The following is a 15,654-nucleotide window of genomic DNA, read 5'->3' as shown; positions in this document are numbered from 1 at the left end:
TTTTTATTTTCAAAAGTATTTTATTTATTTCCTGTGATATAATAAAAAAAGCAACTTTTAAACTCTTAATCGAAAGGATAATAGGATGAAAGATTTTTTAACAAGACCTGCTTGGATTGAGATAGATCTTGATAAATTTGAAAATAATATGAAGATAATAAAGGACAAGGTTGGAGAAAAAACTGAAGTCATGAGTGTCGTGAAAAGCGATGCCTATAGACTAGGTGCTCTTCCCCTATCACAAGTTTCCCTTGACCTTGGAATAAATTACTATGCAGTGGCAACTTTATCAGAGGCCCTAAGCTTGAGAAAAAAATTCGGTGAAGTTAATATTTTGATCTTGGGCTACACTCCTCGTCATCTATACGAAGATGCCATAAGAAATCACATTACTCTTACAATTTATTCTCTTAATGATGCCCTAGTTCTAAATGAGCTTGCAGGTAATTTGAAAGAAGAAGCTAAGATACATATTGCCTTTGACTCTGGCATGTCAAGAATTGGCTTCATGCCTTCAGATGAAGCAAAAAAAGAAATTTGCGAAATCTTTAAACTTGAAAATATAAATGTTGAAGGAATCTTCTCTCACTTTGCAGCTTGCGAAACTGATCCAGAGTTTACTGAGAGACAGTTTAAGACCTTCACTAATTTTATTGACGAACTAAGTGAACTTGGATGCAAATTTAAATTTAGACACATTGCAAATTCACACTCCGTTCTCTTCCACGATGAGTACGACCTGGACATGGTGAGACCTGGCATAATTCAATTTGGTTACACTGACAGTGATCATCTTCCTGAGGAATTTGGCTTAGAGGAAATTTTATCCTTGAAGGCACAAATTTCTTCTATAAGAGAAGTAAAAAAAGGCGAGACTGTTGGATACGAAAGGTTTTATAAGTGCCCAAGGGACACAAAAGTTGTTACTCTTCCCCTTGGCTATGCAGATGCCTTCCCTCGTATCCTCTCCGAAAAAATTGAGGTTTTAATAAATGGCAAGAGGTGTAAACAAATTGGTCTTATCTGCATGGATCAAATGATGGTCGATGCAACAGATGTGGACTGCAAGATTGGCGACGACGTTGTCTTAATTGGTAGACAAGGCGACGAAGAGATAAAAGTTCGTGATATTTGCATCCATTCTGGCGATTGTGAAACATCTTTTATCACCCACTTCAACAGGAGACTTCCAAAATATTATTACAAAAATAAAGAACTTGTCCACGTAAGCAAGATGGACTAATAGAGGCTATGACTTTCATAGTCTTTTTTTATTTTTGTTTTTTTGCATCGCAAGTACTTTATAAGTCTACATAAAAAAAGAGAGCCTAAGCCCTCTTAATCTTTAAATTTTATTCTTCGATTATTTCTTCTGCTTCAACTTCAATAACTTCACCATCATTATCTTCTTGGTCAAGTTGTTCCTTCACAGAATAATATTCTTTAAATACAACATCTTCAAGTTCTTTTCTTGCTTCAGCACTAATAGGATGAGCAATGTCTCTGTATTCACCATTAGGAAGTCTTCTGCTTGGCATTGCTAAAAATAATGATTCTTTGCCTTCTATTATTTTTATGTCGTGAAGCACGAATTCGTTATCAAAGGTTACAGATACTATTGCTTTAAGCTTTCCTTCAGTTGGCAATTTACGTAGTCTTACATCAGTTATGTTCATAGAAGTATCCCTCTCTTTCTTTATCACATTATAACATAATCAAGTTATATATTGAATATGTTAATTAAATATTTTCCCTGATTTTACATAAAAAGAAAAGTTAAAAAATTTTCTCACTTTAGAAAATATGTTATAATTAAAAAGAATTGGAGGAAGTAAATTGTTTGAAATTAATATAGATAAAAGTGATTACAAAAATATATTTTTTATTGGCATTGGTGGCATTTCTATGTCTGCTCTTGCAGAATTAATGTTGGCTAAGGGTTATAAGGTTTACGGAAGCGACAGAAGTCCTTCTATTAATACAGATAAATTAGAAAAGAATGGTGCAAAAATTTATTACGAACACAAGAAAGAGCACATTCATGGTATGGACCTTGTTATCTTTACAGATGCAATCTCCTTTGACAACGAAGAATATGTTGAAGCTGTAAAACAAAAAATTGACCTTGTTGATCGTGCAAGTTTCCTTGGAGCAGTGATGAAGAACTACGACAAATCAATTGCCGTTTCAGGAACTCATGGTAAAACTTCTACTACATCAATGCTTACAGAAATTATTAAGGACCTCGATGTCAATCCAACAATTATGCTTGGTGGTCAACTAAAGGATATTGATGGAAATATAAAAATCGGTGATGAAAAATTATTTTTAACAGAAGCCTGCGAGTACAAGGCAAACATCCTAAAGTATTTCCCAACAACAGAAATTATTTTAAATATTGACGAAGACCACCTAGATTACTTTGACAACATTGACCACATAATAAGAACCTTTAAGGGCTACGTTGATAACCTCACTGAAAGTGACTATGTAATACTTAATATTGATGATGAAAATGCAAAGACCCTCTTACCTATTGAAAACTGCAAGTTCTTCACTTTTGGAATAAAAAATCATGCTGACCTAATGGCAAAGAATATTGAATTTAATGAAGAGGGCTTCCCTACTTACGACCTCTACCTTAAAGACGAAAAAGTAGCTCACGTTGAACTTTCAGTTCTCGGAAGACACAATATTTTAAATTCTCTTGCTGCTATTGGGACAGCATATGTTAATGGAATCTCCATCGAGGATTCTATTGCTGGCTTAAAATCTTATAAGGGTGTTGAGAGAAGGCTAGAAGTAAAAGGATTTTACAAAGGTGCTAAGGTCATGGACGACTACGCCCACCACCCAACTGAAATAAAATCATCTATTCATGCAATTAAAAATGCCTGCAAGGGTAAACTCTACACAGTTTTCCAACCTCATACTTTTACTAGGACAAAGCTCCTTCTTGATGCCTTTGCAAACTCCTTTGATGAATCTGATGTAATTATCATCACTGATATTTATGCAGCTCGAGAAAAGGACTACGGCGATATCCACTCAAAAACTCTTAGAAATGCAATTGCCGATCATAGGGACAATGCCTTTTATATATCTGGCTTCGAAGACATAGTTAAGTTTGTAAAAGAAAATATTTCAAAAGACGACATCTTCGTAACTATGGGTGCTGGCGACGTTTATAAAATTGGCGAGATGCTATTAGCTGAAGATGACAATAAATAAAAGATTAGGAACTCTCTTGAGTTCCTTTTTTTGTCCTTATAATTTAACTCTCCATTAAAAAATCTCCCCTCAGGGAGATCTTTTAATTTAATATGCTTTTATTCTTTTGATCCATATTTTTATTATTTTGATTTGTATTTGAAGCCTTATTATTTGTTTCTAAGTTCTTATTGTTAACAGCCCTATTATCCTTTGATTTATTCTTAGAATTATTATTGGCATTCTTGTTAGAATTATTAGCTTCTCCATTGACTTCAATATTTTTGCTATCTAGGTCTTTCTTGTCTTCAAAGTATGAGATTTCAATTTCACGACTTTCATTGATGTAGTTTACATTCATACCTAAGTTCTCTGCAACAAACCTAATTGGCACATAAGTCCTGTCGCCTTTAATTATTGCAGCTTGGTCAATAGCAATTTCTTTTCCATCAACTGTAATTTTTTTAGAATCAATTGGAAGAATTATATTTTTACCCTTACTATTTACTGTGACTATCCTAGTATCTCCATCCCAAGCAACATCTCCACCTATTGCCTCAATTATAAATCTAAGTGGAACAAGGGTCCTTGAGTTAGAGATAAATGGTTTTGCATCCATTTTCTTTGCTTGACCATTAACTGTGTAGTTAAGGTCATTTATCTTCATCTTTATAAGTCTTGTGTTTTCATCATAAAGTGAAAGGCTTGCAGTTTTGCCTCCAAATTTTACGAGAATCTTTGGACTTTTCCCATAGTCATTAATTTTTATATTAAAATTATTTGGATTTACTTCTGCATTCAAATCTTCAAAGGAGTAGTTTAAAACTCTAGGAGAAATATTTATCTTCCTTCCCTTGTACTCTCCTATAGCTTCAACTTTAATTTCGCTGCCCTTCTTAACAATATTGTTCTTTGTTGAAAGCTTTAAGTTGCTATAGCTTGATGAATCAGCAACATTTACTTCTTTGCTAAAGCCGTCTCCCTTGTCAGCTTGAAGATTAATAGTAAACTTGCCTGGAGTTAATGGAAGATAAGTTTGACCATTTAAGATATTTGCTCCATTAGAAGAGTCTGAAATAGTGTAAGTTCTTGTCTTAATATCAATTGGATTTAAAAATTCATCCCAAGCTGATTTTAATTTTAGGTTAACTTGTTCGCCAACGATAGTGTCAACATCACTTTCAAATTTTCCATCAGCAATTAAGCCAGTATTTTTACTTGTGTTAAAAACTCCAAGACCATTTACAACTCTTCTCTCAGCTCCATTTCTCTCTGGATTTGTTGCCCTAGTCCTGTTAAGGTCTCCAAGATTTCTAACAGCCATGGCAGTTGATCCACCACCATCTAGGTTCATAGCTTTATAAACTCCTATTTCTTGCATAAATTTTGCAAGTTCAGCAATTGTTAGACCTGAAGATCTTTTTGTCCTTCCTTCAGCAGTTACTACATATACTGTTTTACCGTCTTGGCTAATTCCAACAGCAGTCCTTGCCCTTACACCGTCAATAAATTTAATATCTCTTGTGTAGGGTTTTACAGCTCCATTGTCAACTAAAACTGCATGACCACCAATCATCATCTTCCAGTTTCTATTCGGTTCAATGTTGTATTTTATGCCTAACTTGTCTCCAACTTTTACATTATCTTGGATAAATTTGATAGCAGAACCAGAAAATTGTAGGATTTTCTTTCCATTAGGTATAGACATATCAAGTCCCTTATTGTAAGAAATTTGTTCAACTACATTGTTTTCATTTAATAGAACTTCTCCACCATTTTTATCTCCCCTAGTCTTAGCAGTCCAGAAAGAATCATATAATTGGATTTTATTTTGGTGGGAATACTCCATAGATGGTTGGTACCAATACTTAGTTTTGTTTAAACCATCAATAGGAAAAGATCTACCATTAGAAGCAGTAACGCTTCCAACAAACTTTGTAAGTTCTATAAATGCCTTATCGTTACTGTCAATCCCAAAAGACCAGATGTCATTTAAAACTGCTGGCGAAGATTTAGTCTCTCCATTAATAACTGATGGTCCTTGCGGAGCACCTTCTAACTGCATAGTGAAGAAGTCACCATTGACAAGGGCAACTGCATTAGTCCTGTTTGCCATTTGTGAAACTGTTGCCTTATTAGTATAAGTTCCTCCACCAGCTACAGTGTTAATCTTTGCATGGGGGTTGTTCAAATCCACCTTTATAACATTTGCCTCTGCATTTCCTTTACTTCTCTTAACTTGGTATTTGTATCTCACAACTCCAGGAGCAATTGGCTCTTGGAATAGCAATTTGTTCTCTGCAAATACATTTGAACTTATTAAGAGAAAAAATAAAATCAATGCAATACTAATTTTTTTCTTATTCATTTAATCTACCTCACTTAATTAAAAATTATAAATCATAGCTAGGCCATTCTCAAAGAATATTAAGACTTGTAACAAAAACTTAATTATAAAAAGAAAAACCTAGACAAGAAATTTTAAATCCTCAACTAGGTCCTTAGTAAATAAATTTTTTCAATAAAAAATATCCTGTCATCCAGGATATTCTTCATTTTATTTTTTAGAATTTTTATTTTTTTAGAATTTCTTCAAAAGTTTTTGTGAATTCTTTTATATTTTCTAATTTTGTATCGCCCATGTGGCCAACCCTAAAAGTTTTGCCAGCAAGTTTTCCATAACCATTAGAAATTAAAAATCCTTTGTTCATAAATTCTTGGCTTACTTTATCAAACTCCAAGTTCTTTGTATTCTTTACACAAGTTATTGTTGGAGAAAGATACTTCTTGTTGCCAAAGATTTCAAAGTTCTCATTGGCCCATTTTTTAAAGTATTGGGACATTTCTTCATGTCTTTTATATCTGTTTTCAAGTCCTTCTTCATTAACAATATAGTTTAGTTGATATTCAGCAGCAACCATATTAGAAATAGCTGGAGTTGATGGATATTGGTAGTTGTGTTCTTTTACATACTTGTATAAAAGAAGTAAGTCAAAGTAGTGGCCTCTGTTTTCAACAGTCTTTGCCTTTTCTACTGCCTTTTGTGAAAAAGATGCAAAGCTAAGACCTGGTACAAGGCTTAGACATTTTTGTGAAGAAGTAATTGCAATATCAATTCCATACTTATCTTGATCAATTGGAGTTCCGCCAGCTGAACTTACAGTATCAAGTGCCCAAACAATGTCAGGATACTTGTCAATAACAGGCTTTAATTCATCTAGGTTATTTAAGATACCTGAAGATGTTTCGTTGTGAGTTATACCAACAAAATCATATTCCTTTGCCTTTAAAGCTTCTTCTAACTTATTTGGATCAGTTACTTCTCCATCCTCTGCTCTTAAGATATCAGTCTCTATTCCATTTTCAAGTCCAAGTCTTTGCCATAGGTCTCCAAAAGATCCTATAGAACAAATAAGAGCCCTCTTCTTAGTACAAGACCTAATGGCACCTTCCATAAGGCCAGTACCTGATGATGTTGAAACAAGGATTTCTTCCTTTGTTCCAAATATCTCTTGCATATTTATTGTAATTGATTTTTGAACTTCTGATGCTTCCTTAGTTCTATGTCCAATAACAGGTTTTTCAAATTGCTTCAAAACTTCGCTGCGGACAGACACAGGACCGGGTAAAAATAATTTCATTTTTGTTCCCCCTTATCTAGTAACAAATAATAATACAAATAAAATTTACCGTCAAATAAAAATCTTTGTAAGATTATCTATAATAATTTTGTTCGATCTCCTTAGGTTACATTTATACCACAGAATTTGAAGCTTCAATCAAACTATGACTTATTACTAAAATTCTATTAATTAAAATTCACTAATTTGTTTAATAAAATAAGACAATAAAAAACTCTGTCCTGAGACAGAGCTAAAATCAAATTATTTTAATTTTGCAAAAATCATCTTGCCTGCTGAAGTTTGAAGAGCTGATGTGACAACAACATTTACCTTTTCTCCAATTAAGTCCTTGCCATTTTCAACAACAATCATAGTGCCGTCATCTAAATAAGCAAGACCTTGGTTGTGCTCCTTGCCTTCTCTTACAATTAAGATGTCCATCTCTTCGCCAGGAAGATACAGAGGCTTAACTGCATTAGCAAGCTCGTTAATATTTAAAACTTCAAGGTTTTGAACCCTAGCTACCTTGTTCAAATTATAATCATTTGTGACGATTTTTCCATTTAAATCAATTGCAAGCTTTAGAAGTTTTGAATCCACTTCAGGAATTTCTTCAATCTTTCCTTTATAGATTATGACTTCAACATTTTTTAGTTCTTGAATTTCTGCAACAGTGTCAAGACCTCTCCTGCCACGATTTCTTTTAAGTCCATCAGCAGAGTCAGCTATGTGTTGTAATTCTTCAAGAACAAAAACTGGAACAACAAGAGGCCCTTCAATAAATCCTGCCCTTGCTATGTCGAGGATTCTCCCGTCAATAATAACAGAAGTATCCAAGACCTTGGGAATGCCTGTGTGATCCTTTACAACATCCTTAGGCTTTAAACTTCTTTTAGCAGCCAATGATGTGAGATCTCTAACTTTTTCTGATATAGTGTCCTTATTTGACATCCCAATATTAAGACCTAAATAACCAAGTATACCATAAAGTAAAATTGAAACTACTGAACCCACATAAGGGATTGGAATCTTGTAGATAGGTTGTGAAATTAAGAATGCTATTATGAGACCAAGAATTAGTCCCACAGCGCCTAGTATTACTTCTGTAAAAGATTTTCTTTGGATTTGTCTTTCCCATATAGCCAACAAATCTTCCAAGGCTCTAAAAGCCTTAGGAGAAAGCATATAAAATATAAGTGCAAATAAAAGTACAACAACAACAGAAATACCTGTTGTGATTTTTTGGCTACCAATAGCTTTTACAAAATTTATATCCGATAAAACAGATACAATAAAAATACCTACTAATGCGCCTATTACAGTAAATAGAAACTTAAATATTTTGGACACAATTTTTCGGTTTTTGCTAATAAAAATCCCTCCTTATCCAAAAATGGCATCATCAATTAATTTTGTCACTTCTTCAACATTTTTTTCAAAAACAAGAACCATCTCTGATACAATAATCTGCTTTGCCTCGTTCAAGATCTTCCTCTCACCTGTTGACAGGGACTTTTCTCTATCAAGACTTTCAAGAGATCTTACAACATCAGCAATTTCCATTAAATCACCAGATTTTATCTTGTCAAGATTGTATCTATATCTTCTATTCCAATTTTTGGGCATAGAAACTTCCTCTTCAGAAGATAGGGCTTTTAAAACCTTCTCCATAGTATCAGCATCAGAAATATCTCTAACACCAATTTCTTTCGCATTTTTTACAGGCACCATGACCTTAAGATCATTTATAGGTAGCCTCATTATGTAGTACTTGTGCACATCTCCAAGAATTTCTCTCTCTTCAATTGCTACAATTTCACCGGCACCATGCATAGGATATACAATCTTATCACCAATATTAAACATTTTTTACCTCCTATTGTCCCTTATACTAGTATAACAGAGCTTTTTAGAAAAGTAAACGTAATACTATATCATAATACCTTACATTATGCAAAGTTTTTTTTGGTGATTTTTTATTTTTATTTATTATAAATTTTATTTGTGAAAGATATAGATGGTCATTGTGAAAATTTATTGAAGTAAATTAAAAAACTATTAAATACTTTATTAATTTTTATAAGAACTTTGTAAGAAAATTTTAACTTTGTAAGACTTTATAACTTTTCTTTTTATTCTAATTTAGTTAAAACTTAGGACTTTGTTGTTATCTCCTACTCAATAAGGACTTATAAATTAGCAATTATTTTTAATCTGATAACATTTTATGACTTCATAATTATTTTCTACTTAGTAACATCTTAGGACTTTGTAACTAATTTTCACTTAATAAAAAGTTACAGGCTCTTATCTATCTGTTTCTTACACTTCTATTAACTTAAATTTTCTTGTCTTCAAAACAGTTAATGGCATAAAAAATACCAGAGAAAATATAAATTCTCTCTGGTACTTGGTCCAACTTTATGGAATTGACTTTTTTTAATTCTTTACTTTGATTTATAGTTTTTCTTCACCTAACAAGTACAAAGCTATCTCCACGTTTCTCTTTGATTCTTGTTTCATCTCTTCTGTCCTTTGACTTAAAACTTTTCTTCTATCCTCCAAGTTTTCAAGAGCTAATTTTGTTTTGTCAAAAAGTTCTTCTGGAGTGAAGTTCTCTACGTCAACTGCTTCTTCGATGCCAAGTTCTTTTACCATGGCTTCTACCTTTGGGTCGTAAATTATTCCCACCATTGGAAGGTCAACGCTAGCTGCATAGACAAGTGAGTGAAGTCTCATGGCTGCAAGGAGTTTTAATTTTTTAAAAATCCCCATTAAGTCTCCAGCAGAGTAGGTATTTTCTATTAGCATTACCTTATCCTTATGACGGCACCTTTCAGCAACTTCACTTGAGTATATGTTGTCTCTTGGATTGTGGAAGGGAACAAGTAGAATGTCGTATCCAGCCTCTATGAGTTTGTCAATTGTTGCTGCAAATTTATCCTTTATCTCGTCAATATTTTTCTGATCCCTTATACAAAATCCTATGGTCTTGTCTGTGATCTTAATCTTTTCACTTTTTAAGATTTCTTCAACCCTATCTTCTCCTGCTGCTTCAAGGGTAAAGACTGGGTCAGCTGTTACTTCTATGTTTTTGTTTGTGACTCCCAAGTCTCTCACAAACTTATAGGACAAGTCATCTCTTAGGGTGATGTAGTTTGCCCTGTTAAGGACCCACCTTGTCAATATCCTATTTGATTTCTTATCTATTGGCCCTATACCGTTGGCATAGATGTAAACTTTTTTTCTTAAAAATTTCGCCAAGATAATAACTGAAAGATAATAAATAATGGACCTCGTTGATGTTATGTCTTGTAGAAGTGATCCTCCACCTGACAAGAGCAAATCGGCATCTTTTAAGGCTCTGCGAACTTCACTAAAAGAAAATCTATTTACTGCTCCTATTTCATAAACCTGTCTCGTCTTCTCAGGATTGTTTGAGAGTGCTGTCATCTCTAAATCAATATTTAATTTTTTAAAATCATCTACCATGGCTTTTAAGATGGCATCATCGCCAGAATTATCAAAGCCAAAGTATCCTGATACTACAATTCTTTTCATAAGATCACTCTGTTTTATTATTTTCTTGGGGATTTGTCTTCTTTAAAATATCCTTGTAAATTTCAAATTGTTTTTCTCCCATGGCCTTGTGTGAATAGTCTGATTTCACAAAATTATTTATGTTTTCGCCAAGATCTTCTAAAAGTTTTCTATCATTATAGATTTTTAAAATGCTTTCAGATAGTTTTTTTGAATCTCCAACTTCAAATAAAAATCCTGTCTTTTCATCTACAACTATTTTTGGTATACCCCCGACTCTTGTCGCAAGGGTTGGAACTTTTAATAGGGCTGCCTCTAAGATTACATAAGGGAAGGATTCTGAAATACTTGTAAGGACATTTACATCCATGGCATTGAAGAGGCTGTACTTATCCTTTACAAAGCCAAGTAAGTGGACCTTGTCCTCTATTCCATATTCTTTTAAAAGTTCTTCAATCCTTGTTTTTTCTGGTCCACCACCAGCTATTAAGAAGATTATGTCTGTATTCTTATTTAGGGTTTCCTTGCAGGCTCTTACAAAAGTTTCATGATCTTTAACCTTGTCAAGTCTAGCAACAATTCCAACAACTAGCTCGCCATTGTAATTTATTTTGTACTTTTCAAAAAAGCTTGCCTTTGGAAGGTAGTCGATCTTTTCTTCAGTATCAATCCCGTTGTAGAGAACATAAATATTTCTTCTTTTAAAGCCTCTCTTTATAAGCATCCTCTTAAAGGTATCACTTACACAGATGTAGTAATCAAACTTTTTTAAGGCAAGCTTGTTAAGGCTTGTAAAAATTAAGTTTTTGTAAAAGCTGTCCTTGAAGTCCAGCTTGTAGTCTGAATGGATAGTAGTTAACATTGGTATGTCAATTTTATTTTTGAGAAACATACAAATAAAATTGGCGCGAGCACCATGGGCATGAACTAAATCATAATTTTCATTTATGATTAGGTCTCTTATTTTTGAAACAACAGAAAGGTCTGATCTTTTTTCTTGGTAAAAGACTTCTATGTCAATTCCTCTTTCCACTGCCTCATCATAAAATTCAGTTTTTGTAAAGCAGATGATTTTGGCATCTACCTTGCCCTCAAGTCCCTTCATCAAGTTAAAGATATGGGTCTTGGCACCACCATTATCTCCACCAGATATTAAATGGAGAACCTTAATCATTATTCTTCCCCCTTTTTATAAAGAGTTCTATCTTACTTTTATTATTATTCAAATTATTTCCTTTCTTCATCCTGCATTTTATATAAATATGATATAAGGTTAAATAGCTGACTTACAACTATTTAACCCTACAAAAAATTAATTTTCTATATTTAATGAAGCCTTTAAAATTGCAAGATTTATAAAGAATAAGCTCACAATTCTTAGGTAGAACCATGTATAGTCTGCAAAGCTCATTACCATAAATCCACATATTGCTGCTATGCCTCCATATTGAACAAGGCTAATAGCAGGATTTTTTTCTCTAAATTCTTTAAAACTAATTAAGATTTTTAAAAATAACTTAATAATATGTCCTATTAGGAAGAAGAGTCCAAAGGCTCCAATTTCTATCAAGAGTTGAAGATAGAGGTTATGACAGTGGGCTACCTTAGTTAGTTGTGGTGCCTTGTAGTTTTCAAAAGCAGCCTGGAAGACTTCATTGCCCAGTCCTACCCCTCCTAGCTTTGCAAAATTCTTCTTCATTATATTTGCACTTTCATAAATATACTTTCTGTAGTTAATGGAAGAGTCACTCTTATTAAAAATTGACATAAGCCTTATTTGTATATTTCCTGGCAAGAAGAAAAATAAAATCAAGCCCAGCATAAAAAATACAGGCAATAGCCTTGGATTATAAAGCAAGGTAAATACAAAAACACAAATGGCAAAGGATGCCCAAGCAGACCTTGATCCAGTTGTCAAAAGGACAAACATGGAAATTAAAATTGTAAAGACTGAAAGAATTTTTATATACTTGTTTTCATTTTTTAAAAAGTTAGCAACTATTAGAGGTACTGTCAAGAGATAGTATTCTCCCAAGACATTTGGGTTACCCATAGTTGAATAAATTCTTCCACTTAGTTCTTGGCTTATGGAGGTATCTGTTTGTGAAAGGTCAACAGAAACTCCAATTACAAATTTTTGTAGGAGTCCAAAAAAACTTACAAGTAGAGTGGCCACTGTTAGGGCAGTCAATATTTGAAATAAATCCTTGCGAGTCCTAATGTTGTTAATAAAAATTGCATAAAATAAAAATATTGAAAAATAATTTACTGCATACTTAAGACTTAATCTTGGATAAATTGAAAAGACTGTAGAAAGACCTATTGTAAGTATAAATAAAACTAAGAAGTCATCAAAGGCAAGTCTTTTTTTATCATCCTTTCTATATAAATTTAAGATCCACAAGATAAAAACAATTAGGTATAAGTAAAGGTTGGACCACAAATTAAAAGGAACTATACTTATAAATATAAGACTAAGGGCAATTATTATATTTATGTGCCCTGATAGGCGCTCTAAAAGTCCAAATAAAAAACTTTTTTCCTTTAAAAATTCTAAGATTTTAACAAAAATATTTTCAAAGAATAAGCGAATCCTAAGTAGAAGCTTTCTTATTAGAGACTCGTCCCAGGCATTGTAATCTAAATTAAATCTAAGCAAGTCAAAAAATTTTGTCATTTTACTCACCAAGATACTTTATGCCAGAAATCCTTATGTTAAAAAGCTTTACTAGTCCAGCTCCAAAGGTATTAGTTTGTCCTGTGAAATAATTCGTTTGTCCTATTAGGATTCCCTTGTCAGTTTTCTTGCCATTGGCTTCAATAGTGATAGTGGCTTTCTTATAAAGATGATCGTCAAATTTAAGAACCTTCCCTTCAAAACTAAAGTCCCTAGGATCAATTTCACTTACTTCAATATTTTTTACCTTTCCAATAGGATTATTTGCCATAACATCCTTAACTGGGTCCCCAACCTTTAAGTGGTCAATTATTTCACTTTCAATAAAGGGAACCGCCATAGTTATCTCTGCCTTTTCATCATTTTGTAGGACTTGGCTACGTCCATCTGCTAGGTTCATCCTATTAACAAAAAGAATTCCAGCCCCAATGCAGGCAAGTATTATAAATAAATCTATAAATTTAAATTTTAATTTCATTTATTCACCTCAAGGTTCTTAATCTTTGCATAAATTTGTAAATCGCCAATAGTAAGAGTTAACTCATCACCAAGAAGATAATTAAATCCATCTATATAAATACCATCATCCTTGATATTAGCCTTAGAATTTACTAAAAATCTCATTGAAATAAAGGCAGAATCCTTTTCTCTACCATTTTCTATTCCAGTGTATTCAGACATGGGGTTGTCTATTGCTTCTTTTACTTGAATATCTTTTACAACTCCAATTTCAGTGTTTCTTCTCTTGTCAATAACCTTGTCACCTATCTTTGGTACATCCTTGTTAAAGACCTCAGTTTCATCTGCTTCTATGGCCAAGACTACTTTTGTGTCAGCTACATCTATATCTTTAGAAGATTTTTGTTTGAATACAATTACTAAAAAAATTGCTAACAAAATTACAAAAATAATATCTAAAATTTTAATTTTTCCTGCTTTCACTTATTACTCCTTCATATAAACTTTCTATGTTTTTAATAACTTGTCCTTGATTTAGGTCTCCATCCAAAATTTTTTTGGCATTGACCTTAAGACTATTTGCAAGATCATCCTTTGTTAAAATCTCAAGGGCTTTTTCTTTAAATTCTTCAAGATCCCCATATTGAAAAGTCTTGGCAGATCCATTTTCTTCATTGAAATAATCTCTTGCTCCACAATTACTTGTTATAAGTAGAGGAGCCCCACAATATCCTGCCTCAACAATGGATAGGCCAAAGGCCTCTTCCTTAGAGTGATTGACATATAGGTCAGCTGCAGCTAAATAATCAAAGGGTCTAGGCCTGTAACCAACAATCTCAATTTTATCCTGGAGCTTGTAGTTTTGAATTTTCTTTTTCATCTGATCTTCAAGGTCTCCATAACCAATTATCAATGCCCTTACATTATCAATTTCTTTAAATAATTCATTGAGTCCATCAATAAAAAAAAGAATTCCCTTTTCTTCAGAAAATCTTCCAAGAGAAAGTATCCACTTTTCATCTTTTTCCTTCTTAAGAGGCTCAACTTGATTGATCAGTGGGATTGGTGGTGGAAGGACTAGGATTTTATCTTCCTTAGCACCTTCTTCTATTAGTCTTTCCTTTACGAGAGAAGAAACTCCAATAATTTTTTCATTCTTTGTGAAAAATATTTTATTTAAGAAGGCAGATTTTTTTGAAATCTGTGATACCATGTGCCTTGTATTTATCACAGGGACCTTCATGCCAAGGATCTTGGATAGAAAAGCAATTCCATTTTCTCTCATAAAATGTGTGTGAACAAGGTCTATGTCATTTCTCTTCACATAATTTTTTAAAAATTTTGATGCCCTTAAATCCAAGGGAGACTTCATAGGGCATTGGATAGTTTTTACTCCCAAGTCTTGGAAGTCTTTGACTCCACCTCCATCAATATTGTAAAGAAGCTGGTGGTCAAAGTCTGACCCAGTATTTATTAAATTTTTAATGTAGCTTTCGCTACCTCCCCTACCAACATAATTTAATAGGTGTAAAATTTTCATAATCATCATCTTTCATTTGATAAAAACTTAATCATTGAATAAAATCTAAATAATTATATCAATAGGAGATTTGCTTGTCAATTTAATGGCTAGAGGCCATTTCTAACCCTATGGGACTTTACAAAGTCTTACTACTTTTTAACTTTTATTACTTCATAAAGTCCTACTACTTTTTCATCCTTTGCGACTTTATAAATTTTTGTTGCTTTGTAAACTTTTACGACTTTATAGATTTTTGAGACTTCATAAATTTTTACAAATCTATAAATATTGATTAGCTCATATTTTATTATGACCCTAAGGTCTTCTTCTCCTTTATAAGTTTTTGTAAGCTTATATTTCTTAATTAAATAATATAAATTCACAAATAAAATTTTATTACGTCCTCAAAGCTAGTTAATAAAAATATTTTTTAATTTATAAAAAGTTCTTGCAATTGAATCTAAAAAGTGATTTAATGTTAAAGATAAAAAAATAAAAAATCAGTCCAAGGACTGACGTTAATCATGTCCTTGTGCATGATTTTTTTTTGAGCAAATTTAATAAGATAAATTTTTTTTGCCCATTTTTAAGAATGTTTGATCTTTTATTTGGAAAAAGGAGAA

Annotated in this window: 14 protein-coding genes; 2 read left to right on the top strand and 12 right to left on the bottom strand. The window is 32.7% G+C overall.

Going from position 1 to position 15,654, the window contains the following annotated elements; translation table 11 throughout:
- Positions 1 to 85: 85 nt before the first annotated feature.
- Entirely contained in the window at positions 86 to 1,243 is a 1,158-nt protein-coding gene (gene alr, locus ACWPVO_RS08310; RefSeq protein WP_285044233.1) for an alanine racemase, read from the top strand.
- A gap of 109 nt (positions 1,244 to 1,352) precedes the next feature.
- Here the strand turns inward: alr and spoVG are convergent, their stop codons facing one another.
- Positions 1,353 to 1,676 (bottom strand): septation regulator SpoVG, encoded by a 324-nt coding sequence (spoVG, locus tag ACWPVO_RS08305; RefSeq protein WP_285044234.1) that lies wholly within the window; start codon positions 1,674 to 1,676, stop codon positions 1,353 to 1,355.
- A gap of 160 nt (positions 1,677 to 1,836) precedes the next feature.
- On the opposite strand from spoVG, the gene murC reads away from it, so the two are divergent.
- The gene (gene murC, locus ACWPVO_RS08300; RefSeq protein WP_454207744.1) at positions 1,837 to 3,231 is read left to right on the top strand and encodes a UDP-N-acetylmuramate--L-alanine ligase; all 1,395 of its coding nucleotides are present in this window, start codon (positions 1,837 to 1,839) and stop codon (positions 3,229 to 3,231) included.
- A gap of 82 nt (positions 3,232 to 3,313) precedes the next feature.
- Here the strand turns inward: murC and ACWPVO_RS08295 are convergent, their stop codons facing one another.
- The 11 genes from ACWPVO_RS08295 to ACWPVO_RS08245 all read right to left on the bottom strand — a co-directional run bounded on the left by ACWPVO_RS08295 (position 3,314) and on the right by ACWPVO_RS08245 (position 15,414).
- Positions 3,314 to 5,578: a stalk domain-containing protein gene (locus ACWPVO_RS08295; RefSeq protein ID WP_454207742.1), complete on the bottom strand. Its 2,265-nt coding sequence runs from the start codon at positions 5,576 to 5,578 to the stop codon at positions 3,314 to 3,316.
- Between the two features lie 205 nt (positions 5,579 to 5,783).
- Positions 5,784 to 6,851 (bottom strand): pyridoxal-phosphate-dependent aminotransferase family protein, encoded by a 1,068-nt coding sequence (locus ACWPVO_RS08290; RefSeq protein ID WP_454207740.1) that lies wholly within the window; start codon positions 6,849 to 6,851, stop codon positions 5,784 to 5,786.
- A gap of 243 nt (positions 6,852 to 7,094) precedes the next feature.
- Entirely contained in the window at positions 7,095 to 8,183 is a 1,089-nt protein-coding gene (locus ACWPVO_RS08285) for a PIN/TRAM domain-containing protein (RefSeq protein ID WP_060800054.1), read from the bottom strand.
- A gap of 33 nt (positions 8,184 to 8,216) precedes the next feature.
- Positions 8,217 to 8,699: a CarD family transcriptional regulator gene (locus ACWPVO_RS08280; RefSeq protein WP_005955874.1), complete on the bottom strand. Its 483-nt coding sequence runs from the start codon at positions 8,697 to 8,699 to the stop codon at positions 8,217 to 8,219.
- 591 nt (positions 8,700 to 9,290) lie between these two features.
- The gene (csaB, locus tag ACWPVO_RS08275; protein ID WP_454207738.1) at positions 9,291 to 10,394 is read right to left on the bottom strand and encodes a polysaccharide pyruvyl transferase CsaB; all 1,104 of its coding nucleotides are present in this window, start codon (positions 10,392 to 10,394) and stop codon (positions 9,291 to 9,293) included.
- 4 nt (positions 10,395 to 10,398) lie between these two features.
- Complete coding sequence (locus ACWPVO_RS08270) at positions 10,399 to 11,547, bottom strand: glycosyltransferase (protein ID WP_454207736.1); 1,149 nt, start codon at positions 11,545 to 11,547, stop codon at positions 10,399 to 10,401.
- 138 nt (positions 11,548 to 11,685) lie between these two features.
- The gene (locus ACWPVO_RS08265) at positions 11,686 to 13,050 is read right to left on the bottom strand and encodes an O-antigen ligase family protein (protein ID WP_454207734.1); all 1,365 of its coding nucleotides are present in this window, start codon (positions 13,048 to 13,050) and stop codon (positions 11,686 to 11,688) included.
- Position 13,051: 1 nt separating this feature from the next.
- Positions 13,052 to 13,528, bottom strand: a complete 477-nt coding sequence (locus ACWPVO_RS08260) for a DUF4330 domain-containing protein (protein WP_454207732.1) — start codon at positions 13,526 to 13,528, stop codon at positions 13,052 to 13,054.
- Positions 13,525 to 13,992, bottom strand: a complete 468-nt coding sequence (locus tag ACWPVO_RS08255) for a DUF4330 family protein (RefSeq protein WP_195443984.1) — start codon at positions 13,990 to 13,992, stop codon at positions 13,525 to 13,527. The genes ACWPVO_RS08260 and ACWPVO_RS08255 overlap by 4 nt, the downstream gene beginning before the upstream one ends.
- Positions 13,973 to 15,049: a glycosyltransferase family 4 protein gene (locus tag ACWPVO_RS08250; RefSeq protein ID WP_454207730.1), complete on the bottom strand. Its 1,077-nt coding sequence runs from the start codon at positions 15,047 to 15,049 to the stop codon at positions 13,973 to 13,975. Before ACWPVO_RS08250 ends, ACWPVO_RS08255 begins: the two co-directional genes overlap by 20 nt.
- A 131-nt stretch (positions 15,050 to 15,180) precedes the next feature.
- Positions 15,181 to 15,414, bottom strand: a complete 234-nt coding sequence (locus tag ACWPVO_RS08245; protein ID WP_040541960.1) for a hypothetical protein — start codon at positions 15,412 to 15,414, stop codon at positions 15,181 to 15,183.
- Positions 15,415 to 15,654: the final 240 nt, after the last annotated feature.

The organism is Peptoniphilus sp. Marseille-Q6390 (genome assembly GCF_965119475.1).
This window is presented reverse-complemented; position numbering and strand designations above follow the sequence as displayed.

Coding starts and splice junctions, on each gene's coding strand:
- ACWPVO_RS08260 (WP_454207732.1), bottom strand. CDS start 13,528: ATGAAATTAAAATTTAAATTTATAGATTTATTTATAATACTTGCCTGC.
- ACWPVO_RS08290 (WP_454207740.1), bottom strand. CDS start 6,851: ATGAAATTATTTTTACCCGGTCCTGTGTCTGTCCGCAGCGAAGTTTTG.
- csaB (WP_454207738.1), bottom strand. CDS start 10,394: ATGAAAAGAATTGTAGTATCAGGATACTTTGGCTTTGATAATTCTGGC.
- alr (WP_285044233.1), top strand. CDS start 86: ATGAAAGATTTTTTAACAAGACCTGCTTGGATTGAGATAGATCTTGAT.
- ACWPVO_RS08250 (WP_454207730.1), bottom strand. CDS start 15,049: ATGAAAATTTTACACCTATTAAATTATGTTGGTAGGGGAGGTAGCGAA.
- spoVG (WP_285044234.1), bottom strand. CDS start 1,676: ATGAACATAACTGATGTAAGACTACGTAAATTGCCAACTGAAGGAAAG.
- ACWPVO_RS08295 (WP_454207742.1), bottom strand. CDS start 5,578: ATGAATAAGAAAAAAATTAGTATTGCATTGATTTTATTTTTTCTCTTA.
- ACWPVO_RS08265 (WP_454207734.1), bottom strand. CDS start 13,050: ATGACAAAATTTTTTGACTTGCTTAGATTTAATTTAGATTACAATGCC.
- ACWPVO_RS08270 (WP_454207736.1), bottom strand. CDS start 11,547: ATGATTAAGGTTCTCCATTTAATATCTGGTGGAGATAATGGTGGTGCC.
- ACWPVO_RS08280 (WP_005955874.1), bottom strand. CDS start 8,699: ATGTTTAATATTGGTGATAAGATTGTATATCCTATGCATGGTGCCGGT.